Here is a 20,799-nt window from a genome sequence, read left to right on the forward strand (position 1 = left end):
GCAGCCGGAGTGCCGACGGAGCGTTCGTCCCTTCGAGGAGGTTCTCTCGTGCCCGCAGCAACCACCGCCGCCCGTCCGTCCACCGACACCCCCTCCCCGGAGGTGGGGTCGGTCCTCGCTCATCCCGTGCACGGACCCGTGCGCGTGCTCTCCGTGCGCAAGCGCCGTGTGCGCGGGACACCCACGACTTACGTCGAGCTGGAGGTGGTGGGCGAGGCCATGCGGATCTCGGTCCCGCTGGGACGCTCCGTGGACGTGGGGCTGCGCAGCCTGCTGGCGGAGGACCAGATCCTGGAGGTGCTCGATCAGCTCGCCCAGCCGTCCCCGCCCCCGCCGGCACGCAAGGAGACCTGGGCCCGTCGCATGAAGCAGCTCGAGATGCGGGCACAGTCGCGCTCGCTCACGGAGCGCGTGGGCGTGGTGCGCCAGATCCTGCGCGAATCGGGCGAGACGCCCTCGAGCCTGTCCGAGCGACGCCTGCTGCGCTCCGCGCTCACCCCTCTGGCAGCCGAGATCGCGATCGCCCGCGGCATCGACATCGAATCAGCCCGCGAGCTCATGATCGACGCCGCTCTTCCGCAGCACACCCAGGCCGCCTGAGCGCACCGCCGGAGACCTGCACCCGGGCTTCCCAGCCCCGCCACGTCACGCAGCCGCCCGGTGGCCTCGTTCCTCAGGGAGCGGGGCCATCGCCCTTCCCCGGAGCCCGCCCCCGCCCCGGCGGAGTGGCCCGCGGCAGCACCCGGGCCAGCTGAGCCGCTCCGCCCAGGCACAGCACACCGGTGACAGCGGCCGCCGCGGTCATTGGTGCCACCAGCACGATCCCCGCCGCCAGCAGCGGTGCCACCAGTCCGCCGGCACCCATCATGGTGTTCCACCAGGACAGGTAGCGGGTGCGGCCGTGCACCGGGGACACGTCGATGCCCAGGGTCATCACGATGCCCGATCCCAGCCCGTTGCCCAGGGCGATCAGCATGCTGGGCAGCAGCAGTGCCAGCAGTGCCGTGGTGCGCCCGCCGTCCACCGCAGCGCCACCGGCGACGGCCAGGGCGAGGTAGCCGATGCCCATGAGCCCGGCGCACGGCACGGCCACGGCCGCCCGGCCGAAGCGGTCCATCAGCACCCCAGCGGGGATCACCAGCAGGATCTCCACCACGGCCGAGACCCCGAACACGATCGAGATCCACATGGCGTCCAGTCCCAGACGCTCCCCCAGCAGCGGGAGGATCACGGGATTGTTCACCCGTGCCATCATCACCGGCGCGATCCCCACGCACACCAGCAGCATCCGCGCCAGCACGGCGCGGGTGAGGCGGATCCGGGTGGGGCTGCGCGGGACGTGCTCGCGATGACGGCGCACGGGTGCGCTGCGCCTCTCACCGGCGGGCAGGAACACGGCCACCATCACGGTCGCGGCCAGGGTCATCACTGCGTACAGCAGGAACACCCCGGTCATGGATCCTGCGGCGAGCACCGCCGCGCCGCCGAGGGGGCCGATCACCTGGCCCACCCGGATCATCCCGCCGAACATCGTCATCCCGCGGGCCCGCATCGAGGCGGGCAGCGCGGTGCCCAGGTACGACTGCCTGCCGAGCATCCACACCTGGGAACAGCCGGCCATCACCACCAGCATCACGATCAGGGTGGCCCTGTGCGCGATTCCGCCGGCGCCCTCCAGCGCCGGGGTGAGCACGAGATACGCCGCCAGGCTCGCCAGCACCAGGAGCCCGCCGGAGGCCACCAGCGCGGTCCTGGCCCCGACCCTCCCGATCAGCCTGCCGGAGGGGATGGGCCCCAGGAACGCCGCCAGGCCGAACACCACCGTGAGGGAGGCGGCCTGCGCCTCGCTGAAGCCCAGGCGCAGGGCCAGCAGGGTGACCACCGGCATCAGGGCCGCCTGCCCGATGAACTGCAGCAGGGTGGGGACGTAGATCGAGGGTGCCAGTGCCCGGATCACCCGGGAGGCGCTGCGTCCGGGCTGCTCCTGGGCAGTGGCGGGCGGCTCGGTCACCGATCGAGTCTCCCACCGGTCGCCCGGCCCACCAAAAAGGTCGGCACCTCTGCTGGACGGCAGCACCGGCAGATCTCCCCGTGGTCTCCCCGGGGCCGCCACGTGGTGGCCTGCGGGCGGGCAGCGCACACCGCCGAGCAGACGGATACATTGGCCCGATGGCACAGCAGACCCTCGCCGTGATCGGAGCCGACGACCCCCTGGGCGAGGCCGTGGTGCGCGAGGCCCTGGTGCGGGGCCTGCGCGTGCTTGCCACCGCACCGCTGCCGCGTCGGGTGCCCCGCCTCTCGCCCGAACTGGAGGTGCTGCGCGCCGAGAGCGGCAGCCAGGAGGATCTGGAACCCGCCGTGCGCGGCGCCGACGGCGTGGTCCTGGCACTCACCCCACAGCTGGTGCACGATGCGACGATGCTGGCCACCGATGCAGCGATCGCTGCCGTGCGGGCCATGCGGGCCGTCGGTGCCCAGCGCCTGGTCGGGGTCTCCAGCACGCAGCTGTCCGACTCGTCACGCCTGTGGGGCCCACTGCGACGGCGCCTGCACCACGGCGGGCTGCAGGATCTGCGTCGCCTGGAACGACTGCTGGCGGGCAGCGGACTGGACTGGACCGTGCTGCGCGCAGGCCGCACCACGGACCTGCTGGGCACCCGGGAGCAGGTGGTGGGATCCTCCCTGGAGCACGGCGATCGGACGCTGCCCCGGGAGGATCTGGCGAGGGCGCTGGTGGATCAGGCCCTCGCGGAGGGCAGGGAGCCGCGCATTCTCACCGTCACCGCCTGAACTGCGACCCGGGGGCGCTCAGCCCTCCGGCGTCATGCCTGCCATGGCCGGCGGATCCTCCTGGCAGGCGCGGGAGGTCGCCAGCTCGCCGCGGCGCGCCGATGCCTCGTCGACCCCGGCTGCGAGCGCTTCCGCGGCCCACCGCACCGACCACGCCTGCAGGAGCGCGGCACCGTCAGGACCCTCCAGCCACTGCGGGGTGGGCATCGGCACGCAGTCACCGCAGGTGCTCCAGCCGCCGGTGCGAGAAGCCAGGGACATCAGGGCGATCTCCCAGTGGATGGCGGCCGCACCGGGCCCGTAGCGATCGAAGTCCTCGCGGTCGATCAGGGTGGTGTGGGTCAGGCGAAGGCTGGTGGTGCCGTCGTCCTCCGGGTCCAGGCGGATCTGCAGCGGATCGGCCACGCCATCCTTCTCCCAGGTCAGGGAGAGCTTGTGGGGCTCGACGAGCTCGAGCACCTGCCCCTGGGTGCCATCGGCCAGGCGGTAGCGACCGCCCTCGGACAGCGACCCGTTGAGCTGCCCGTACCAGTGGGCCAGCTCGGAGCGGTCCACCAGCAGCGGCCACAGCTGGGCAGGGGCGAGCGCAAGGTTGCAGGTGAGGGTCAGTGCAGTGCGAACGTGCGCACCCCGCTCCTCGATCTCGAGGCGGCGGCGCACCGCCTCCACGAACGGCAGCGGCTCCGTGTCAGTCATCTTCTCCTCGGAAGGGCCGTACTGCTCCGCACCGGCGCACGCGCGCGGGAGCGGACGCCTTGAGGGTAACCGACCCGGCCCTTCGACGCCACGCTCGGAGAGCCGCTCCGACATAGGTGCAGGGGCGGGGGTCCGAGAGTGCACCTGCGTTCGGAGCGTACAGCCGCGTTCGGAGCACACAGCCGGGTTCGGAGCGTGCATCCGGGATGAAGGACCCGAGCCCCGTAGAGTGGCGGCCGTGAGCGACGACAAGACATTCCGGCCTGCCGACTTCACCGCCCACCTCTTCGACCTGGACGGTGTGATCACCCCCACCGCCGAGGTGCACATGCGCGCCTGGGCGCAGATGTTCGGCGATTTCCTCGCCGCGCGCGGGATCAGCGAGCCCTACACCGATGCCGACTACTTCGCGCACGTGGACGGCCGCCCCCGGTACGACGGCGTGCGCACCTTCCTGACCTCCCGCGGCATCGAGCTGCCCGAGGGGCAGGACTCCGATCCCGGCGACCAGACCGCCGGCTCCGAGACCGTACGGGGCCTGGGGAACCGCAAGAACGACCTGGTCCTCACCCTGATCCGCACGGAGGGCGTGACCCCCTACCCGGGCACCGTCCGCTACCTCGACGCACTACCTGCCGGCTCCCGCCTGGCGATCGTCTCCTCCTCCCGCAACGCGGAGGAGGTGCTGCGCGGTGCCGGCCTGCGGGACCGCTTCGAGTTCGTGGTCGACGGGAACGTGGCTGCCGCTAAGGGCCTGCCCGGCAAGCCGTCCCCGGACACGTTCCAGCATGCCGCTGCGCTGCTCGGGGTGCCCACCACCGCGTCGGTGGTCTACGAGGATGCCGTCTCCGGCGTGCGGGCCGGGGCAGCCGGTGACTTCGGTGCCGTGATCGGAGTGGACCGCGGCGTGGGCGTGGACACCCTCGCCGGTGCCGGTGCCACCGTCGTGGTGCAGGACCTGGAGGAGCTGGCATGACCCGCCTGCGCTCGGTCCCCCACGATCCCGTCGATCGTGCCCACCTGCCGCTGGACGAATGGCGGCTGGTCGAGAGCCGGCCGGGTGCGGATCTCGGGCTGCTGGAGACCCTCTTCGCCACCGCGAACGGCTTCATGGGCATGCGCGGCACTCCGGAGGAGGGTCGTGACGTGGGCTCCCACGGCACCTTCCTCAACGGCTTCCACGAGACGTGGCGCATCAACCACGCCGAATCCGCCTACGGCTTCGCCAAGGTGGGCCAGACCATGATCTCGGTGCCCGACTCCTCGCCCATCAAGCTGTACGTGGACGACGAGCCGCTGCTGCTGTCGATCGCGGACCTGGTGGAGTACGAGAGGTGGATCGACTTCCGCGAGGGCGTGCTGTGGCGCGACCTGGTGTGGCGCACTCCCGCCGGCAAGCACGTGCGGGTGCGCTCCAGCCGCATGGTCTCCTTCGAGCAGCGCCATCTCGCGCTGATGACGATGGAGGTGACGATGCTGGACGGCTCCGCGCCGGTGGCGATCTCCTCCCAGATCGTCAACCGGCAGGACGCCACCGACGAGTTCGGCCACGGCACCGGCCCGGTCACCGACAAGCACGACCCGCGGCAGACCACGGCGTTCACCCATCGGGTGCTCGAGCCGCAGCAGGACTGGCACAGCGAGCGCCGGATGCTGCTGGGCTACCGGGTCGCGGCCTCCGGGATGACCCTGGCCGTCGGCGCGGACCACGAGGTGGAGTCCGAGGCCGAGGTGGAGCGGCTGATCGACACCATGCCCGATCTGGGCCGAGCCGTGTTCCGGGCGAACCTGGAGGAGGGCCAGTCGATCACGGTGCGCAAGGCCGTCACCTACCACTCCTCCCGCTCGGTCCCCCACCGCGAGCTGTTCGACCGCTGCCGTCGGACCCTGGACCGCATCCGCTCCGAGGGCTTCGCCCCGCAGTACGCGGACCAGCGCGCCTACCTGGAGGACTTCTGGCGCAGATCGGACGTGCAGCTGCCGGGCCAGCCGGTGGAGCAGCAGGCCACCCGCTGGTGCCTGTTCCAGCTGGCACAGGCCTCGGCCCGCTCGGACCAGTGGGGGATCCCCGCCAAGGGAGTGACCGGCTCCGGGTACGAGGGCCACTACTTCTGGGACACCGAGATCTACGTGGTCCCGTTCCTGATCTTCACCTCCCCCTCCTGGGCCCGCAACGCGCTGCGGTTCCGATCGAACCTGCTGCCCAAGGCCCGGGAGCGGGCACGCGAGCTGAACCAGCGCGGTGCGATGTTCCCCTGGCGCACCATCAACGGCGACGAGGCCTCCGCGTACTACGCGGCCGGCACCGCCCAGTACCACATCAACGCCGACGTCGCCTATGCGTTCTCCCTGTACACCGACATCACCGGCGACATGGACTTCCAGCATCGCGACGGGGTGCGGGTGCTGGTGGAGACCGCCCGCATGTGGTCCGATCTCGGCTTCTGGCGCGTCACGGCGGAGGGCGACTCCAGCTTCCACATCCATGGGGTGACCGGGCCGGACGAGTACACCACCGTGGTGAACAACAACATGTTCACCAACGTGATGGCCCGGTACAACCTGCGCCGCGCAGCCCGGGCGGTGCGTGAGCTGCGCGATGCGGACCCGGGCGGCCTGGAGGCACTGGTCTCCGAGCTCGAGCTGGACATGCTGGAGCTGGAGCAGTGGGAGGCGTGCGCCGACGGCATGCACATCGCCAAGGACGAGGCGCTCGGCATCCACCTGCAGGAGGACCGCTTCCTGGAGCGAGAGGTGTGGGACCTCTCCAGCACCCCACAGGAGTTCTTCCCGCTGCTGCTGCACTACCACCCGCTGGTGATCTACCGCTTCCAGGTGCTCAAGCAGGCCGATGTGGTGCTGGCCCTGTTCCTGCGCGGGGCGGAGTTCACCGCAGAGGAGAAGCGCGCGGACTTCGAGTACTACGACCCGATCACCACCGGCGACTCCTCGCTCTCGGCCGTGGTGCAGTCGATCATGGCCGCCGAGGTGGGGCACCAGAAGGCCGCCCTGGACTACTTCCGCGCCGGCCTCTTCGTGGACCTGGGCGACCTGCACGGCAACACCTCCGACGGCGTGCACATCGCCTCCGCGGGCGGGGTGTGGAACGCCCTGGTGCACGGCTTCGGCGGCATGCGGCAGGAGAACGGCCGACTGTCCTTCGACCCGCGGCTGCCGGAGGCCTGGCCCGAGCTGTCGTTCCCGCTGACGGTGCGCGGCTCGCTGTTCCGGGTCCGCATCACCCGCAAGCAGATCGCCTTCACGCTGGAGGAGGGGGAGGAGCTCGAGGTGACGGTGCGCGGCGAGACGGTGAGGATCACCGAGGGCGGGGCAGCCGTGGAGCTGGCGGACCAGGGGCCGATCCTGGACGATTCAGTGCTGTCCTCCCCGGTGGGGCTGGGTGACGAGCGCGCCGACGGCTCCATCGTGACCTCGTTCGTGCCGAAGGATCCCGATGACCCGTGGGAGTATCCCGTCTACACGGATCCGGACGACATCATCGAGTCCGTCTGACCCAGGAACGGGCACGCAAGGGCACCCACCCCGAGGAGGACGCCGATGACGCCCAGCCGTCACGGCGGAAGGCCCCGGGGGCGCAGTGAAGGAGAACGGCGGTGAGCGAGTCACGTCGGCAGCAGCGCAGACCTGTCGTCGAGTACGAGCGGCCCCGCCTGAGTGTGCTGTACGTGCTGCACCGGGTGCGGATGCGCCTGCTGGACATCCAGGTGTGGGACGTGGCCGGCACCATGACCTTCTACACCGTGCTGTCGGTGTTCCCGGGCGCGGTGGCGATGGTGTCCCTGGTCTCGATGATCGGGGTGGAGGCCCAGACCATCCGCACCGTCTCCACACTGCTCAACGAGATCTTCCCGACCCTGGACCCCCGCCCGTTCACGGGGGCGATCCTGGCGGTCGCCGACACCGACGGCGGAGCCTGGGGCCTTGCCCTGGGCACCCTGGGGGCACTGATCTCCGCCTCCAACGGGGTGGCGGCCTTCCACCGTGCGATGCACCGCGTCTACGACACCCGCGAGGGGCGGCCGTTCCTGTGGTTCCGCACCATCGTCCTCGGCGAGACCGTGCTGCTGATCGCGGTGGTGCTGCTGTCGATCGGGATGGTGGTGGTCGGCGGTGAGGCCTCCCAGAGACTGGGGGAACTGATCGGCATCCCCCAGATCGCCTTCGACAGCTGGAACCTGGTGAAGTGGCCGATCCTGCTGTTCATCCTGATCATCGGGGTGTCGATGGCCTACTACGTGTTCCCCAACGTGCGCCTGCCGCGGTACCGGCTCATCACCCTGGGCTCGACGCTGACGGTCCTGGTGCTGTTCGGGTCGGCGCTGACCGTGGGGCAGCTGATGGTGTACGCCACGCGCTTCACCGAGGTGCTGACCGCCCTGAACGGCCTGATCGCGATCCTGCTGATGCTGTGGGTGGGGAACATCGTGATCGTGGCCGGCGCCTCCCTGGACGCGGAGTTCCTGCGCGCCCGGCAGATCGCGGCCGGGCTCGAGGCCTGGCACGCCATCGAGCTCGACCCCCATGCCACCCACAGCCTCGACTACCTCGCTGCCGATGCCGTCGCCGCCGAGGAGATCGGGCGGGCGGTGGCCGACTCGGCGCGCACCGGACAGCCGCTGCGCCGTCGACGCAGCGCCTGGATCGTCGAGTCCGGGAGCCCGCTCGCGGTGCGCCCCCCGGGCCGCTCCCCCGCCTCCCCCCGACCCGAAGGAGAGAACGACGCATGACCGTGCGCCCCATCACGATCATCGGCCATCGCGCCCTCGAGCAGCGCACCCGCAAGGTGCGCGAGATCACCGAGGACATCCGCGAGCTGGTGGCCGACATGTTCGAGACCAATGACGCGGCCGACGGCGCCGGCCTGGCCGCGCCCCAGGTGGGATCGCGCTGGCGGCTGTTCGTGTACTCGTGTCCGGATGCCTCCGACACCCTGCGCCGCGGCGTCGTGATCAACCCTCGCCTGGAGCGCTTCGGCGGGCTCGAACTCGACGAGGAGACTATCGAGGGCTGCCTCTCTGTGCCCGGCGAGGGCTACCCCACCGCACGCCACCGTGGCGCGCGGGTGCACGGCATCGGCCTGGAGGGCGCGCCGGTCGTGGTCGAGGACGAGGGCGGGGTGCTGGCCCGGGCACTGCAGCACGAGGTGGACCACCTGGAGGGCTCGCTGTACATCGATCGGCTCTCCCCCGCCCGCCGTCGCGAGGCCCTCGATGCGGTCTCCGCCCGCGGGTGGCGCTCCCGGGGGCTGCTGACGTGGGATCCCCGACTCACGAGTGCCGAGGACGTCTGAGCTCCCGCCGGAGTGTCTATCCTGGATGGATGGATCGTCCCTGCCTCTCCCGTCGTCGTGCCCTGATGCTGCCCGTCTCCGCTGCGGGGGTGAGCGCAGTCGCCGGCTGCGCCCCGGAGGACGAGGGTTTCGGCAACGGCGCGCCGGTGCGCGCGGAGGGCGGCTCGATACCTCTGGAGGACCTGCCCGAGAACACCGGCACCCTGGTGAACTTCGGCGGCGATCACCCCTTCGTGCTGCTCGTCCGGGGCTCCGGGGACGAGGTCACCGGCTACTCGGGGTACTGCACCCACAACGGCTGCGCCCTGCGGGAGATGGGCGAGGAGCTGGACTGCCCCTGCCACGGCTCCCGCTTCGATGCCACCACCGGTGAGGTGCTGGTGGGCCCGGCCACGATCCATCTGCCCGAGGTCCCGGTCGTGGTCGAGGACGGCCACGTGCGGCGCACCGCCTGAACAGCGCGCCCCACGGACACCGATCCCATGAGCCCTCGTTCCGGCCCGCACCGCCGACAGCGCGAAGTGGTCTCCTTCGTGCGCCGCGGCGCCCGCCTCACGCGCAGCCGCCAGGACGCCTGGGACCGCCTGTCCGACGCCTACGTCCTGGACCTCCCCCGCGGCGATCGCGACACGGTCCCGGCCGAGGGCGCACGACTGGACCTCGCTGAGGTGTTCGGGCGCAGTGCCGAGCTGGTGGTCGAGGTGGGCAGCGGCCAGGGCGAGAACATCGCAGCGGCAGCCGCCGCCGCTCCGCAGCGCGACCACCTGGCGGTGGAGGTCTACGTACCGGGCCTGGCCCAGACCCTGGATCGGATCGAGCGGGCGGGGGCACCGCGCAATGTGCGCCTGCTGCCGCTGGACGCCCAGCGCAGCCTCCCCCAGCTGCTTCCCGAGCACTCCGTCTCCGAGCTGTGGGTGTTCTTCCCCGATCCCTGGCACAAGTCCAAGCACCACAAGCGACGCCTGATCAACCCTCCGTTCCTCGACGCCATGGCTCCGCTGCTGAAGGAAGGCGCCACGGTGCGCCTGGCCACGGACTGGGCGCACTACGCCGCCCATATGCACCACGTGATGGGAGCGGATCCCCGCTTCGCCTCCCTGCACCCCGATGGCCCCCGCCCGGAGGGCACCACCAGTGATGAGGTGCCCGGGGACCTGCCCGAGACCGGCTGGGCTCCCCGCTTCGAGGGCAGGGTGCTCACCAGCTTCGAGTCCAAGGCACAGGCGGCGGGGCGTCTAGTATGGGATCTCGCGTACACCCGGCTTCCCCGTCATCAGGAGGACGAGCACGGATGAACCCCTCCGACGAGGTCCGCCTCCCCTCCGACTGGGAGGACGGGGACCAGCCCGAGCCCGGCAGGCGCTCCTCGCGACGCATGGCGCTGATCGGACTGGGAGTGATCACCGCCCTGGTACTGGCTGCCGGCGTGGTGGTGGGCGGCTACCTGCTCTCCGTCCGCAACCAGTACGAGAAGCGCAGCACCGTGTCCATCACCCGCGGCGCCTCCGACGGCGAGCGCCCCGAGCAGGCCGAGGGCACGGGCCGCAACTTCCTGCTGCTGGGCTCCGACAAGAGGTCCGAGGAGGAGGCCGCTGCCTCCGGCGTGACCGGCCAGCGCTCCGACGTGATGATGCTGGTGCACATCAGCGATGACAACCAGGAGGTCTACGTGACCTCCTTCCCCCGCGATCTCTACGTGGACATCCCCGGTCACGGCAAGGACCGCATCAACGCGGCGCTCGCCTTCGGAGGGGTGCCGCTGGCGGTCTCCACGGTGGAGAACTACACAGGCGTGCCGATCGAGCACGTCGCCCTGATCGACTTCGACGGCATCGAGGGTCTGGTGGACTCCCTGGGTGGGATCGAGGTGCAGGTCCCGCAGAGCTTCGAGGCTGACGGCCACCAGTTCACCGAGGGCACTCAGCACATGAACGGCGAGCAGGCCCTCACCTTCGTGCGCCAGCGCAAGCAGTTCGCCGACGGCGACTTCCAGCGCAACCGCAACCAGCAGGCGGTGCTGATGGGGATCGCCGACAAGCTGATCAGCGCGGACACCCTGAGCGATCCGCTGAAGCTGAAGGACACCGTGGGCACCCTCTCCCCGTATCTCACCACCGACGAGGGGCTGACCGCCTCGGCGATGGTCGAGCTGGGGCTGTCGATGCGCTCGATCCGCAGCGATGACCTGTACTTCCTGTCCGTCCCCCACGGCGGCCCCTACACCACCAGCGGCGGCGCCAGCGTGGTGGCCACCGAGGAGGGGGAGATGGACAAGCTCCGAGAGGCCCTGCGCGAGGACGACATGGGCACCTACTACGCTGAGAACGCTGGGAAGTACTGACCGGCCCCGCCGCCGGCGGCACCCCCGCCCCGCCGATCCCCCGTCCGCACCCGCCTCACCCACTGGAGGACACCGTGGCCAACCCGCTCGTGAAGCTCGCCGTGACCGGCTCCGGAATCGCCGCCGCCATGATCGGCCGCCGCTTGGCCTCAGCAGGCTGGGGTGCGGTCTTCGGTGAGGATCCGCCCAGCGAGCAGTACACCAAGGACTCCGCGAAGGAGACCAAGAAGCGCCGCAAGCAGGCCAAGAAGGACGGCCTGTCCAAGGCGGAGATCGCAGAGATCCGCGATCCGGCCGAGGAGGTCCCGTGGTGGAAGGCGATCCTGTGGACGATCGTCTCCGGCGTCCTGCTGCAGGGGCTGCGCGCGGCCGCGCAGAACGGCACCAAGAAGGGCGCCGACCGCCTCACCCGGCGCCGTCCCCGCCCCAACCGCGGCTGAGGCAGCCGAGCCACGACGAATGCATGAAGCAGGGCCCCGGATCACCGGGGCCCTGCTTCATGCGTTCGCGCTCAGAACTCCGTGACGTCCGTGGCCTGGCCGAGGGTGTCCACGGCATCCCCGGTGACCAGGAAGCCCACGCGGCGCACCAGCGAGACGGCATGGTCGCCGAGGCGCTCGTAGAAGCGGATCAGCAGGGTGAGGTCGACGATCTGGGTGTTCGTGTAGCCCTCGCCCTTCCCGATCTCCCGTGCGATCTCCTGCTGCAGCTCGTCGAGTTCGTCGTCGTTCTTCTCCACCTGCGCGGCCAGCGCCAGGTCGCGATCGGAGATCACCTGGGCCGCGTCGCGCAGCGCGGCCAGCGCGAGGTCGGACATGCGGCGGATCTGCTCGCGGTGCTGCTCGGGCACCGCCAGCTCCGGGTGGGTGCGCCGCGCCACCAGGGCCACGTGGGCGCACAGGTCGCCCATCCGCTCCAGGGAGGAGCTCATGCGCAGGGATGCCACCAGCAGTCGCAGATCGGTGGCCACCGGGGACTGCCGCGCCAGCAGCTCGACGGACTTCGCATCGAGATCGAGCTGGCGCTCGTCGATGTGGGGGTCCGCGGCCACCACCCTCTCAGCCAGGGCGAGGTCGCCGTCCAGCAGGGCGTCGGTGGCGTCCGACAGGGCGCTCTCGACCATCGATGCCATGTCGACCAGGTCGTCGACGAGATGCCGAAGGTCGCTCTGATAGGCCTCGCGCATGGTCCGCACTCTTCTTTCGTCGCAGGGGTCGTCAGCTCTCGAGTGTGGCGACAGCGGGTTAACAGCTGTTGCGCCTCGGTGAACGGAGGGAAGAACCGAGGTGAACTCCTCGGCACCGTGCCGCCCTTCACCGGTCTGGTGTCCGATCCTACCCGTGGCACGTCCTAGTCTTGTCTGGTGCCCTCGACGATCATCCTGCTCCTGGCCGGTTCCATCGGCCTGGTGATCGGCTGTGCGGCGGCACTGGCACTGGCGCGTTCGGAGCGGCGCGGTCGCGGCCCGGTCGGCGCCCCGGAGCCGGTGGTGCCCGAGCCGGCCGCGGAGGTGCTCGCGATCCTCTCCTCCGCCTACGTGGTGCTGGACTCCAGCGGGGACGTGCTGCGTGCCTCCCCCCTGGCCTACTCGTACGGGATCGTGCGCGCCACGGGTGGGGACTACCCGCGGCTGGCGAACTCCGAGCTGATGGAGCTGGCGGCCGATGTGGGCCGCAACGGCGGCTACCGCGACGAACGGCTCACCCTGCGCCGTTCCAGCCAGGGCGACTCCGACGCCGTGATCGACGTGCGGATCGGGGCGCTGGGTGAGAACGGGGTGCTGCTGCTGGCGGACGATCTCACCCGAGCGGTGCGGGTGGAGGAGACCCGCCGCGACTTCGTGGCCAACGTGTCCCATGAGCTGAAGACCCCGGTCGGCGCGATCACCCTGCTGGCGGAGACCATGGAGGACGCCGCCGAGGATCCGGACGCGGTGCGCCGCTTCGCCGAGCGCATGCAGACCGAGTCCCGCCGCCTCTCCCACCTGGTGCAGGAGATCATCGAGCTGTCCCGCGTGCAGGGCACCTCCGCCCTCCCCGATGCGGAGCCGGTGGAGATCGACGAGATCATCGAGGAGGCCGTGGCGCTGAACCACAACTTCGCGCTGGGCTCCCGGATCACCGTGGCCGTCGGCGGCACCACCGGGCTGCGGGTGTTCGGCTCCGCCTCGATGCTCACCACCGCCGTGTCCAACCTGATCTCCAACGCGATCACCTACTCCGACGCGGACACCCGGATCGGGGTGTCCGTGCGTCGGGACGGCGGGATGGTGGAGCTGTCGGTGAAGGACCAGGGGATCGGGATCTCCAAGGAGAACCTGGAGCGGGTGTTCGAGAGGTTCTTCCGGGTGGATCGCGCACGGTCACGGGACACCGGGGGGTCCGGGCTGGGGCTCGCGATCGTCAAGCACATCGCCACCGATCACGGGGGTGAGGTCACCGCCTGGTCGATGGCGGGCCAGGGGTCCACGTTCACCCTGCGCATCCCCGAGATGGGGAGCACCGGCGCCGTCACCGTCGGCGGTGCCGCATCGCGTACCGTGGACGTGGACGAGGGTCCGTGAGTAGGAGGTTGAGATGACCAGAATCCTGATCGTCGAGGACGAGGAGTCCTTCTCGGACCCGTTGTCGTACTCGCTGCGCAAGGAGGGCTACGAGGTCGCCGTGGCCGACAACGGCACGGACGGGCTGCGCATCTTCTCCGCCCACGGTGCCGACCTGGTGCTGCTTGACCTGATGCTGCCGGGGATGAGCGGCACCGACGTGTGCCGGGAGATCCGCCGCACCTCGAGCGTCCCGGTCATCATGCTGACCGCCAAGGACGACGAGTTCGACAAGGTGCTGGGGCTAGAGCTGGGTGCCGATGACTACGTGACCAAGCCGTACTCCTCACGCGAGCTGCTGGCCCGGATCAAGGCGGTGCTGCGTCGGGGCCAGGACTCGGCCGATGCCCAGGAGGACACCACCCTCCATGCCGGGCACATCATGATGGACGTCGAGCGCCACGTGGTCCAGGTGCGCGGCCAGGAGGTGGCGCTGCCACTGAAGGAGTTCGAGCTGCTGGAGATGCTGCTGCGCAACGTGGACCGGGTGCTCACCCGCGGACAGCTGATCGATCGGGTGTGGGGCGCCAACTACGTGGGCGACACCAAGACGCTCGACGTGCACGTCAAGCGCCTGCGCGCCAAGATCGAGGACGACCCCAAGAACCCGGTGCACCTGGTGACGGTGCGCGGGCTGGGCTACAAGTTCGAATCCGCCGCCCACTGACGGGGCAGGGCTCAGGGAGCGGACGGGGGCGGCACCGCGCCGCTCATACGACGGGCAACGGCGAGGGGGCGTCGACCGACGCACCGGGCGCGCATCAGGCGCCGGTGGTGCCCTCGTCCTGGCTGGAACCCCCGCCGTCGCTGGCACCCTCGCCGGAGCCGCCCTGGACGGCCTCCTCGTAGTACTCGAGCGTGGTGTCCGTCACCGGCAGCGTGATCTCGGTGGACTGCCCGTTGGCGGTGATCGACAGATCCATGGCGGCCCCGGCGGGGACATCGATCTGACCGATCTGGATCTGCTGGGCGTCCTCACCGACACCGAGGTTCACGGTGGACTCGGCGGGCACGGCGACCCGACCGGCGAACACCACGGTGCCCTCGGAGAGCCCTTCGAGCTCGACCGTGACCTCCTCGGTGGTGTAGTTGGCGACAGCGCCGATCAGCACCGCGGAGCCGTCGTCCTGCACGACCACGATGGCGTTGCGCACGCCGACCATCAGCTGGCCGGCTTCCTCGAGGTTCGCGTTGGTGCCGTCCGCCGCCTGGTAGAAGTTGTGGGTCTGCACAGGGTTGATGTAGCTGCAGCCGGAGGCGGCGAAGGCCAGACCCACCGCGGCAGCGGTGAGTGCGAGACGGGGACGACGCACGTGGAGCTCCTGTTCGGTTCCTCGGGGAGGGCCCTGCCAGGGTACCGCACCTGACACCCGTCAGGACGCGCGTCCGGCGGCATCGTGCAACCCCGCAGCAGACGGGAGGGCGGCGCAGTGTAGCACGACCCCACCCTGATAGACTGTACTGCGGAAAGGGGACCAGCCACATGAACTTTGTCGTCGGCGAGACCGTCGTCTACCCGCACCACGGAGCGGCGCTCATCGAAGAGGTGAAGACCCGCACCATCAAGGGCGAGGACCGCACCTACCTGAAGCTGAAGGTCGCCCAGGGCGATCTGACCATCGAGGTCCCTGCGGACAACGTCGACCTGGTCGGCGTGCGCGACGTGGTGGACAAGGAGGGCCTCGCCGAGGTCTTCGAGGTGCTCCGCCAGCCCTACACGGAGGAGCCCACCAACTGGTCCCGCCGCTACAAGGCGAACGTCGAGAAGCTCGCCTCCGGCGACGTGAAGAAGGTCGCCGAGGTCGTCCGCGACCTGTGGCGTCGCGATCAGGACCGCGGGCTCTCCGCCGGTGAGAAGCGCATGCTCGCCAAGGCCCGCCAGATCCTGGTCTCCGAGCTCGCCCTCGCCGAGAAGACCGACGAGGACAACGCGGAGTCGATCCTGGACGAGGTCCTCGCGTCCTGAACGCGCCTGCGACGGACATCAGCCCGATCCCCTTCGCGGGGACTGCCGGCGCGTTCCCGCGCCCGCTCGTGCTCGCCCTGGCCCCGGCTGCCTCGGAAGGGCGCCCCGGTGACGTGCCGGCGCTGGCCGAGCTCGGGGGGACCTGCCTGGTCGGGCGGCTCCTCGCCACTCTCTCCGAGGTCGGGCTGCCCGCCCCGCTGGTGATGACCACGGAGGCCGCTGTGCCTCGGATGCGCCGCGCGCTTGGCCGCGGGGCGGAGGTGCGCGCGAGCCAGGGCGGCCGGGCACAGGCGATCATCGCGGCCCTGGCGGAGCTCGACGGCACCTCCGTGCTGATCCTCGACGCCGAACGCGCCCTCACCCCCGCATCGGTCATCTCCGAGGTGCTCGCGGCTGCCGGCGACGACGTCGATGCGGTGGTGCCGGTGATCCCCATGACCGATTCGGTCAAGCTCGTCACCCACGACGGCCTGCGCAACGTGGACCGCTCCACGCTGGCCGGGCTGCAGAGTCCACGGCTGCTGCGTCGCACCGTGCTCGAGAACGCCGTGCGATCAGCCGTCGACGATGACCAGGACGAGATCCTCGCCGTCCTCGCGCGAGGAGCTCGCGTACGCACCGTGCCCGGCTCCCACGCCGGCTTCGCGGTGGTGGACCGCTTGGGGCTGTGGCAGGCGCAGATCGCCCTGGGCCTGGCGCGGGACACCTCCCACCGCCACTGACTGTCCCGTCGCGGCTGACGCGCGCAGCGGCAGTCAGGTCGCTCGGCAGGAGCTGTCCTTCGCAGCCGCGCCGGATCTGCTCAGCTGCGGCTGCGCCACACGGCGCGGAACTCCTGGAGCATCCTCACGGGCTTGGACAGGGTGCGCACGGGGAGGCTGGCGGCGAGCTCACCCGGGTCGCTGCGCAGGCGGCGCGCCAGCCGACCGGGCTTGCTGGAGATCCGCTGGCGCAGATCCGGCAGGTAGTCCTCGCTGACGTCGAGACGGGTGACGGCACCGCAGCCGGCGCACTGGATCTCGGAGACGAAACGACCGGCGTAGACGACCTGGTGCTCCGACTCCTGCTCGCAGGCGGTGCAGCGCAGGTAGCTCTCCTGGACAGCCATCCTCTCCTCCTCACCCCGTCCTCAAACCTAGCGCGGCCACGACGTCCTGGGCCAGGAGCAGGTCCTGGGCGTAGGTGATCTTGAAGTTGGTCTCCTCGCCGCGCACCCAGCTCACGGGGATGTCCGTGTACTCCTCGGCGCACGAGGCGGTGTCGGTCCCCACGAAGCCGTCGCGCGCGGCCGCCTCGTAGGCGTCCAGGATGGTGGCGGCCCGGAATCCCTGGGGCGTCTGCACCCGCACCAGGCGGGAGGGGTCGAAGGCCCCCGTCGCCAGGTGCGCGGTGCCGCCCACGGGGGCGACATCGGCGGCCGGTATGCCGGGCACCGCTCCCCCGTGCTCCCGGGCGGCGTGGAGCACGGCCGCAGCGAGACCGTGCGAGACCAGGGGGCGGGCGGCGTCGTGGATCAGCACCGTGTCCACCGCACCGGAGTCGATGCGGTCGGCCAGGTGCCGCAGCGCCATCAGCTCCGACTCCTGCCGGGTGTCACCGCCGATGATGATCTCGAGGTGGTGGGCGGTCTCGCGCTCGGCGACGAAGCGGGCGTGCTCGCGATCCTCGGGTCGCACCACGAACACCAGCGTCCCCACGCCCTCCACGGAGGCCAGAGTGTTGATCCCCCAGCTGGCGATGCTGCGCCCGGACAGCGGCAGGAACGCCTTGTTGATCCCGGCACCCACCCGGGTGCCGGACCCCCCGGCCAGGACGATGCCGGCGGCCTTCCCGCGCAGGCACGGTGAGCGGAGTCGGCGCGGATGGGTCACCCCCGCATCGTAGTCGCCGCACCCGAAGCATGTCAGAATCGTGGTTCCGCCTCGCCCGTCCCCGATGCCCGCCCTTCCCACTCTTCCCTTCAGGAGTCCGCCATGCTCACCATCGCCATCGTGTGCGGCGCGGGGATCGCCACCTCCGCCCTGCTCGCGAAACGCGTTCGCGAGCACGTGGCCCCGCGCGGTGCGCACCTCCGAGTCGTCCAGGCAACCGTGATGGACCTGCTCTCGCCCGACTTCACCGCTGATCTGGTGGTCTCCACCGTGGACCTGCCCGACGCGCTCGGCATTCCTCGCGTGTCCGGGATGCCGCTGCTGCTGGGTACCCGCCCGGAGCAGACGTACCAGGACATCGACACGCTGCTGGACCGGATCGATACCGCAGGGACGGACGGGACCGATCCGGGCCGTCCCGGAGATCCGGCATGACCGCCCTTCCCCGCGTCGGCACCGGGGTGGACGTGCATGCCGTCGCGCCGGAGGGCAGTGACCGTGAGCTGTGGATCGCGGGCCTGCGCTGGGAGGGCGAGCGCGGCCTGGAGGGCCACTCCGATGCCGACGTCGCCTGCCATGCGGCCTGCGACGCGCTCTTCGCGGCCGCGGGCATCGGTGATCTGGGAACGCACTTCGGCACCGGCCGTCCCGAGTGGGCCGGCGCCTCCGGTGCCGCGCTGCTGGCCGAGGCCGCGCGCCTGGTGCGCGAGGCAGGGTTCGAGATCGGGAACATCTCGGTGCAGGTGGTGGGCAACCGGCCAAGGCTCTCACGCCGCCGCGAGGAGGCCTGTGCTCGCATGAGCGAGGCCGCCGGTGCGCCCGTCTCGGTGGCCGGCACCACCACCGACGGCCTGGGCCTGACGGGTCGGGGCGAGGGCATCGCGGCGATCGCCACGGCGCTCGTGATTCCGCAGGACAGCTGACGTTGCAGGAGACCTGATGACGACCGTCGATCCCGTACTGCCCCTGAGCGCCGGCGAGGTGGAGGAGGCAGCTGAGCGGCTGGAGTCGGTGCTGCGACGCACGCCCGTGCACCTGAGCCAGCGCCTCAGCGACATCGCCGGGGTGCCGGTATGGCTCAAGCGCGAGGACCTGCAGTCCGTGCGCTCCTACAAGCTGCGCGGTGCCCACCTGTTCCTCGACTCGCTCACCCCTCAGGAGCGGGAGGCGGGTGTGGTCGCCGCGAGCGCCGGCAATCACGCCCAGGGCGTGGCGCAGGCCTGCGCGGTCCAGGAGATCCACGGGCGCATCTACGTGCCCGGCACCACACCGCGCCAGAAGCGCGACCGCATCGTCGCGCTGGGCGGGGAGTGGGTGGAGCTCGTGCTGGTGGGCGACACCTTCGACGACGCCGCAGAAGCAGCGGCCGATGACGCCGAGCGCATCGGCGCCACCCTGGTGCCGCCCTTCGACCATCCGGTGGTGATGGCCGGGCAGGGGACGGTCGCCCGTGAGGCGATCGAGCAGCTCCGCAGCGAGCACGGCCGGGAGGCCTCCACCGTGGTGCTGCCGGTGGGCGGCGGCGGGCTGCTGGCCGGCTGCGGGGCCTGGCTGCGCGAGCGCACCCCCTCGGTGCGGATCGTGGGCGTGGAGCCCGCCGGTGCCGTCTCGATGGCCGCTGCCGTGCGCGCGGGACGCCCGGTGACGCTGCACGAGATGGACCGCTTCGTGGACGGAGCCGCGGTGCGCCGCGTGGGCGCGGGCCCCCTGGCGATGGTGCAGGCGATCGACCCGGAGCTGCTGGCCGTGGAGGAGGGCGCGGTGTGCACCGAGATGCTCGCCCTGTACCAGGTGGACGGCATCATCACCGAGCCCGCGGGGGCGCTGGCGGCCACCGCCGTGGCCACGGGCGCGGTCCGTGCCGACGCCGATGTGCTGGTGGTGGTCTCCGGCGGCAACAACGACGTGTCACGCTACAACGAGATCCTGGAGCGCTCGATGGTCCACGAGGGCCTCAAGCACTACTTCCTGGTGACCTTCCGGCAGGAGCCCGGGGCGCTGCGACGCTTCCTGGACCAGGTGCTCGGCCCGGACGACGACATCGTCCTGTTCGACTACATCAAGCGCAACAATCGCGAGGAGGGCCCTGCACTCGTGGGCCTGGAGATCGGGCGGGCGGAGGATCTCGAGCCGCTGATGGCCAGGATGGCGGCCTCCAACATGGAGATCGAGCGGGTGGATCCCACCGATCCGATCTACCGCTATCTGACCTGATCGCGGGGCTGTGGGGACTGCGGGGTCAGCGCCCCTGACGGGCCTCCACGGCGGAGCGCACGATGTCGTCGAGGTCCTTGCTGGAGGACCAGCCCAGCGTCTGCTCGATCCGCTCGGTGGAGCAGATCAGGCGGGCAGGGTCGCCCGGGCGGCGCTCACCCATCGTCGGGGTGAGCTCGGTGCCGAGGGCGCGGCCCACGGCTTCGATCACCTCGAGCACGCTGGAGCCGGTCCCGGTGCCCACGTTGAACACGCGGTGCGGGCGATCCTCGCCGCGCAGGTAGTCCAGGGCGGCGATGTGGGCGTCAGCCAGATCCAGCACGTGCACGTAGTCGCGGATGCAGGTGCCGTCCGGGGTGTCGTAGTCGTCGCCGAACACGATCGGGTCCCGCCCGGCCTCGACCGCGTCCAGGATGATGGGCACCAGGTTCATCACCAGCGTGTCGGCCAGGTCCGGCCAGCCGGCGCCGGCCACGTTGAAGTAGCGCAGCGCCACGGTGCGCATGCCGTGGGCCCGCTCGGCGTCCGCGAGCATCCATTCCCCCACGTACTTGGTGGCGCCGTACGGATTGATGGGCTGGGGCTGCAGGTCCTCGGTCACCAGGTCCACGTCCGGCATCCCGTACACGGCGGCCGAGGAGGAGAACACCACGTCGCGCACCTCAGCGCTGGCGCAGGCGGCCAGCACGTTCGCGAGCCCCCCGATGTTGTCGTGCCAGTACATCTCCGGCTTCTGCACCGACTCGCCCACCTGCTTGTGCGCGGCGAAGTGGATGACCGAGTCCGCACCGCAGGCCCGCAGCTGGAAGGCCAGCTTGTCCACCGCGTCAGGACTGGTGACGTCCAGCTCCACCAGTTCGGCGCCCTCGGTGCGCTCGCGGAACCCGGTGGACAGGTCGTCCACCACGATCACGTGCTCCCCCCTCTTCAGAAGCAGTCGCACAACGTGCGATCCGATGTACCCGGCACCACCGATCACGAGAGTCGTCATGGCCACGAGCCTAGTCG

24 protein-coding genes are annotated in these 20,799 nt (G+C 70.8%); 17 read left to right on the forward strand and 7 right to left on the reverse strand.

All coding sequences use genetic code 11. From position 1 onward, the window contains the following. Window positions 1–48: 48 nt before the first annotated feature. Window positions 49–600: a CarD family transcriptional regulator gene (locus M4D54_RS03885; protein ID WP_259890351.1), complete on the forward strand. Its 552-nt coding sequence runs from the start codon at window positions 49–51 to the stop codon at window positions 598–600. A gap of 73 nt (window positions 601–673) precedes the next feature. Here the strand turns inward: M4D54_RS03885 and M4D54_RS03890 are convergent, their stop codons facing one another. Beyond that, on the reverse strand, window positions 674–2,011 hold the full coding sequence (locus M4D54_RS03890) for an MFS transporter (protein ID WP_259890354.1): 1,338 nt from the start codon (window positions 2,009–2,011) through the stop codon (window positions 674–676). A gap of 158 nt (window positions 2,012–2,169) precedes the next feature. Between M4D54_RS03890 and M4D54_RS03895 the strand changes: the two genes are divergently transcribed. Then, window positions 2,170–2,790, forward strand: coding sequence for an NAD(P)-dependent oxidoreductase (locus tag M4D54_RS03895; RefSeq protein ID WP_259890355.1), 621 nt, complete (start codon window positions 2,170–2,172; stop codon window positions 2,788–2,790). 18 nt (window positions 2,791–2,808) lie between these two features. Here M4D54_RS03895 and M4D54_RS03900 read toward each other — a convergent pair whose 3' ends face one another. Beyond that, window positions 2,809–3,486 (reverse strand): SRPBCC domain-containing protein, encoded by a 678-nt coding sequence (locus M4D54_RS03900; protein ID WP_259890356.1) that lies wholly within the window; start codon window positions 3,484–3,486, stop codon window positions 2,809–2,811. Between the two features lie 238 nt (window positions 3,487–3,724). On the opposite strand from M4D54_RS03900, the gene M4D54_RS03905 reads away from it, so the two are divergent. The 8 genes from M4D54_RS03905 (at window position 3,725) to M4D54_RS03940 (ending at window position 11,578) form a co-directional block, all read left to right on the forward strand. Next, window positions 3,725–4,462: an HAD family phosphatase gene (locus M4D54_RS03905; protein WP_259890357.1), complete on the forward strand. Its 738-nt coding sequence runs from the start codon at window positions 3,725–3,727 to the stop codon at window positions 4,460–4,462. Then, a complete protein-coding gene (locus tag M4D54_RS03910; protein ID WP_259890358.1) occupies window positions 4,459–6,999 on the forward strand; it encodes a glycoside hydrolase family 65 protein in 2,541 nt (846 codons plus the stop codon). The genes M4D54_RS03905 and M4D54_RS03910 overlap by 4 nt, the downstream gene beginning before the upstream one ends. 101 nt (window positions 7,000–7,100) lie before the next feature. Continuing rightward, entirely contained in the window at window positions 7,101–8,234 is a 1,134-nt protein-coding gene (locus tag M4D54_RS03915) for a YihY/virulence factor BrkB family protein (RefSeq protein ID WP_259890359.1), read from the forward strand. Further along, window positions 8,231–8,797 (forward strand): peptide deformylase, encoded by a 567-nt coding sequence (gene def, locus M4D54_RS03920; RefSeq protein ID WP_259890360.1) that lies wholly within the window; start codon window positions 8,231–8,233, stop codon window positions 8,795–8,797. The genes M4D54_RS03915 and def overlap by 4 nt, the downstream gene beginning before the upstream one ends. Window positions 8,798–8,826: 29 nt before the next feature. Continuing rightward, window positions 8,827–9,252 (forward strand): Rieske (2Fe-2S) protein, encoded by a 426-nt coding sequence (locus tag M4D54_RS03925; protein ID WP_193865465.1) that lies wholly within the window; start codon window positions 8,827–8,829, stop codon window positions 9,250–9,252. Between the two features lie 27 nt (window positions 9,253–9,279). Then, a complete protein-coding gene (gene trmB / locus M4D54_RS03930) occupies window positions 9,280–10,092 on the forward strand; it encodes a tRNA (guanosine(46)-N7)-methyltransferase TrmB (protein WP_259890365.1) in 813 nt (270 codons plus the stop codon). Beyond that, a complete protein-coding gene (locus M4D54_RS03935) occupies window positions 10,089–11,138 on the forward strand; it encodes an LCP family protein (protein WP_259890366.1) in 1,050 nt (349 codons plus the stop codon). Before trmB ends, M4D54_RS03935 begins: the two co-directional genes overlap by 4 nt. A gap of 74 nt (window positions 11,139–11,212) precedes the next feature. After that, entirely contained in the window at window positions 11,213–11,578 is a 366-nt protein-coding gene (locus tag M4D54_RS03940; RefSeq protein WP_259890367.1) for a DUF4235 domain-containing protein, read from the forward strand. A 71-nt stretch (window positions 11,579–11,649) separates the two neighbouring features. Here the strand turns inward: M4D54_RS03940 and phoU are convergent, their stop codons facing one another. Then, window positions 11,650–12,324 (reverse strand): phosphate signaling complex protein PhoU, encoded by a 675-nt coding sequence (gene phoU, locus M4D54_RS03945; RefSeq protein ID WP_259890368.1) that lies wholly within the window; start codon window positions 12,322–12,324, stop codon window positions 11,650–11,652. Between the two features lie 177 nt (window positions 12,325–12,501). Here phoU and M4D54_RS03950 point away from each other — a divergent pair, with 177 nt between their 5' ends. Both M4D54_RS03950 and M4D54_RS03955 read left to right on the forward strand, forming a co-directional pair. After that, window positions 12,502–13,701 (forward strand): cell wall metabolism sensor histidine kinase WalK, encoded by a 1,200-nt coding sequence (locus M4D54_RS03950; RefSeq protein WP_193865470.1) that lies wholly within the window; start codon window positions 12,502–12,504, stop codon window positions 13,699–13,701. Between the two features lie 13 nt (window positions 13,702–13,714). Beyond that, window positions 13,715–14,407, forward strand: coding sequence for a response regulator transcription factor (locus tag M4D54_RS03955; protein ID WP_193865471.1), 693 nt, complete (start codon window positions 13,715–13,717; stop codon window positions 14,405–14,407). 94 nt (window positions 14,408–14,501) lie between these two features. Here the strand turns inward: M4D54_RS03955 and M4D54_RS03960 are convergent, their stop codons facing one another. Beyond that, window positions 14,502–15,053, reverse strand: a complete 552-nt coding sequence (locus M4D54_RS03960) for a hypothetical protein (RefSeq protein ID WP_259890370.1) — start codon at window positions 15,051–15,053, stop codon at window positions 14,502–14,504. Window positions 15,054–15,223: 170 nt separating this feature from the next. Here M4D54_RS03960 and M4D54_RS03965 point away from each other — a divergent pair, with 170 nt between their 5' ends. Further along, window positions 15,224–15,706: a CarD family transcriptional regulator gene (locus tag M4D54_RS03965; RefSeq protein ID WP_193865473.1), complete on the forward strand. Its 483-nt coding sequence runs from the start codon at window positions 15,224–15,226 to the stop codon at window positions 15,704–15,706. 68 nt (window positions 15,707–15,774) lie between these two features. Beyond that, complete coding sequence (locus M4D54_RS03970) at window positions 15,775–16,428, forward strand: 2-C-methyl-D-erythritol 4-phosphate cytidylyltransferase (RefSeq protein WP_259890371.1); 654 nt, start codon at window positions 15,775–15,777, stop codon at window positions 16,426–16,428. Between the two features lie 80 nt (window positions 16,429–16,508). Here the strand turns inward: M4D54_RS03970 and M4D54_RS03975 are convergent, their stop codons facing one another. Both M4D54_RS03975 and M4D54_RS03980 read right to left on the reverse strand, forming a co-directional pair. Further along, a complete protein-coding gene (locus M4D54_RS03975; protein WP_193865475.1) occupies window positions 16,509–16,814 on the reverse strand; it encodes a hypothetical protein in 306 nt (101 codons plus the stop codon). 10 nt (window positions 16,815–16,824) lie between these two features. After that, on the reverse strand, window positions 16,825–17,577 hold the full coding sequence (locus M4D54_RS03980; protein WP_259890373.1) for a 2-C-methyl-D-erythritol 4-phosphate cytidylyltransferase: 753 nt from the start codon (window positions 17,575–17,577) through the stop codon (window positions 16,825–16,827). Between the two features lie 102 nt (window positions 17,578–17,679). On the opposite strand from M4D54_RS03980, the gene M4D54_RS03985 reads away from it, so the two are divergent. Genes M4D54_RS03985 through ilvA form a run of 3 tightly spaced genes read left to right on the forward strand, consistent with a single transcriptional unit; the run spans window position 17,680 to window position 19,791 of the window. Continuing rightward, entirely contained in the window at window positions 17,680–18,012 is a 333-nt protein-coding gene (locus tag M4D54_RS03985) for a PTS sugar transporter subunit IIB (protein ID WP_193865477.1), read from the forward strand. Next, window positions 18,009–18,500, forward strand: coding sequence for a 2-C-methyl-D-erythritol 2,4-cyclodiphosphate synthase (gene ispF, locus M4D54_RS03990; protein ID WP_193865478.1), 492 nt, complete (start codon window positions 18,009–18,011; stop codon window positions 18,498–18,500). The genes M4D54_RS03985 and ispF overlap by 4 nt, the downstream gene beginning before the upstream one ends. Before the next feature lie 16 nt (window positions 18,501–18,516). Beyond that, a complete protein-coding gene (ilvA, locus tag M4D54_RS03995) occupies window positions 18,517–19,791 on the forward strand; it encodes a threonine ammonia-lyase IlvA (RefSeq protein ID WP_259890375.1) in 1,275 nt (424 codons plus the stop codon). Between the two features lie 25 nt (window positions 19,792–19,816). On the opposite strand, the gene galE is transcribed toward ilvA, so the two are convergent. Next, window positions 19,817–20,782: a UDP-glucose 4-epimerase GalE gene (gene galE / locus M4D54_RS04000; RefSeq protein ID WP_193865480.1), complete on the reverse strand. Its 966-nt coding sequence runs from the start codon at window positions 20,780–20,782 to the stop codon at window positions 19,817–19,819. Between the last annotated feature and the right edge of the window lie 17 nt (window positions 20,783–20,799).

The sequence above is a fragment of the Brachybacterium sp. p3-SID1565 genome (assembly GCF_025143785.1).
In the GTDB taxonomy this organism is placed as follows: domain Bacteria; phylum Actinomycetota; class Actinomycetes; order Actinomycetales; family Dermabacteraceae; genus Brachybacterium; species Brachybacterium epidermidis.

Bases quoted from the DNA above. Each gene is read 5' to 3' on its own strand.
- M4D54_RS03895 (WP_259890355.1), top strand. From the start codon at position 2,170: ATGGCACAGCAGACCCTCGCCGTGATCGGAGCCGACGACCCCCTGGGC.
- M4D54_RS03900 (WP_259890356.1), bottom strand. From the start codon at position 3,486: ATGACTGACACGGAGCCGCTGCCGTTCGTGGAGGCGGTGCGCCGCCGC.
- M4D54_RS03910 (WP_259890358.1), top strand. From the start codon at position 4,459: ATGACCCGCCTGCGCTCGGTCCCCCACGATCCCGTCGATCGTGCCCAC.
- def (WP_259890360.1), top strand. From the start codon at position 8,231: ATGACCGTGCGCCCCATCACGATCATCGGCCATCGCGCCCTCGAGCAG.
- M4D54_RS03925 (WP_193865465.1), top strand. From the start codon at position 8,827: ATGGATCGTCCCTGCCTCTCCCGTCGTCGTGCCCTGATGCTGCCCGTC.
- trmB (WP_259890365.1), top strand. From the start codon at position 9,280: ATGAGCCCTCGTTCCGGCCCGCACCGCCGACAGCGCGAAGTGGTCTCC.
- M4D54_RS03935 (WP_259890366.1), top strand. From the start codon at position 10,089: ATGAACCCCTCCGACGAGGTCCGCCTCCCCTCCGACTGGGAGGACGGG.
- phoU (WP_259890368.1), bottom strand. From the start codon at position 12,324: ATGCGCGAGGCCTATCAGAGCGACCTTCGGCATCTCGTCGACGACCTG.
- M4D54_RS03955 (WP_193865471.1), top strand. From the start codon at position 13,715: ATGACCAGAATCCTGATCGTCGAGGACGAGGAGTCCTTCTCGGACCCG.
- M4D54_RS03965 (WP_193865473.1), top strand. From the start codon at position 15,224: ATGAACTTTGTCGTCGGCGAGACCGTCGTCTACCCGCACCACGGAGCG.
- M4D54_RS03975 (WP_193865475.1), bottom strand. From the start codon at position 16,814: ATGGCTGTCCAGGAGAGCTACCTGCGCTGCACCGCCTGCGAGCAGGAG.
- M4D54_RS03985 (WP_193865477.1), top strand. From the start codon at position 17,680: ATGCTCACCATCGCCATCGTGTGCGGCGCGGGGATCGCCACCTCCGCC.
- ispF (WP_193865478.1), top strand. From the start codon at position 18,009: ATGACCGCCCTTCCCCGCGTCGGCACCGGGGTGGACGTGCATGCCGTC.
- ilvA (WP_259890375.1), top strand. From the start codon at position 18,517: ATGACGACCGTCGATCCCGTACTGCCCCTGAGCGCCGGCGAGGTGGAG.
- galE (WP_193865480.1), bottom strand. From the start codon at position 20,782: ATGACGACTCTCGTGATCGGTGGTGCCGGGTACATCGGATCGCACGTT.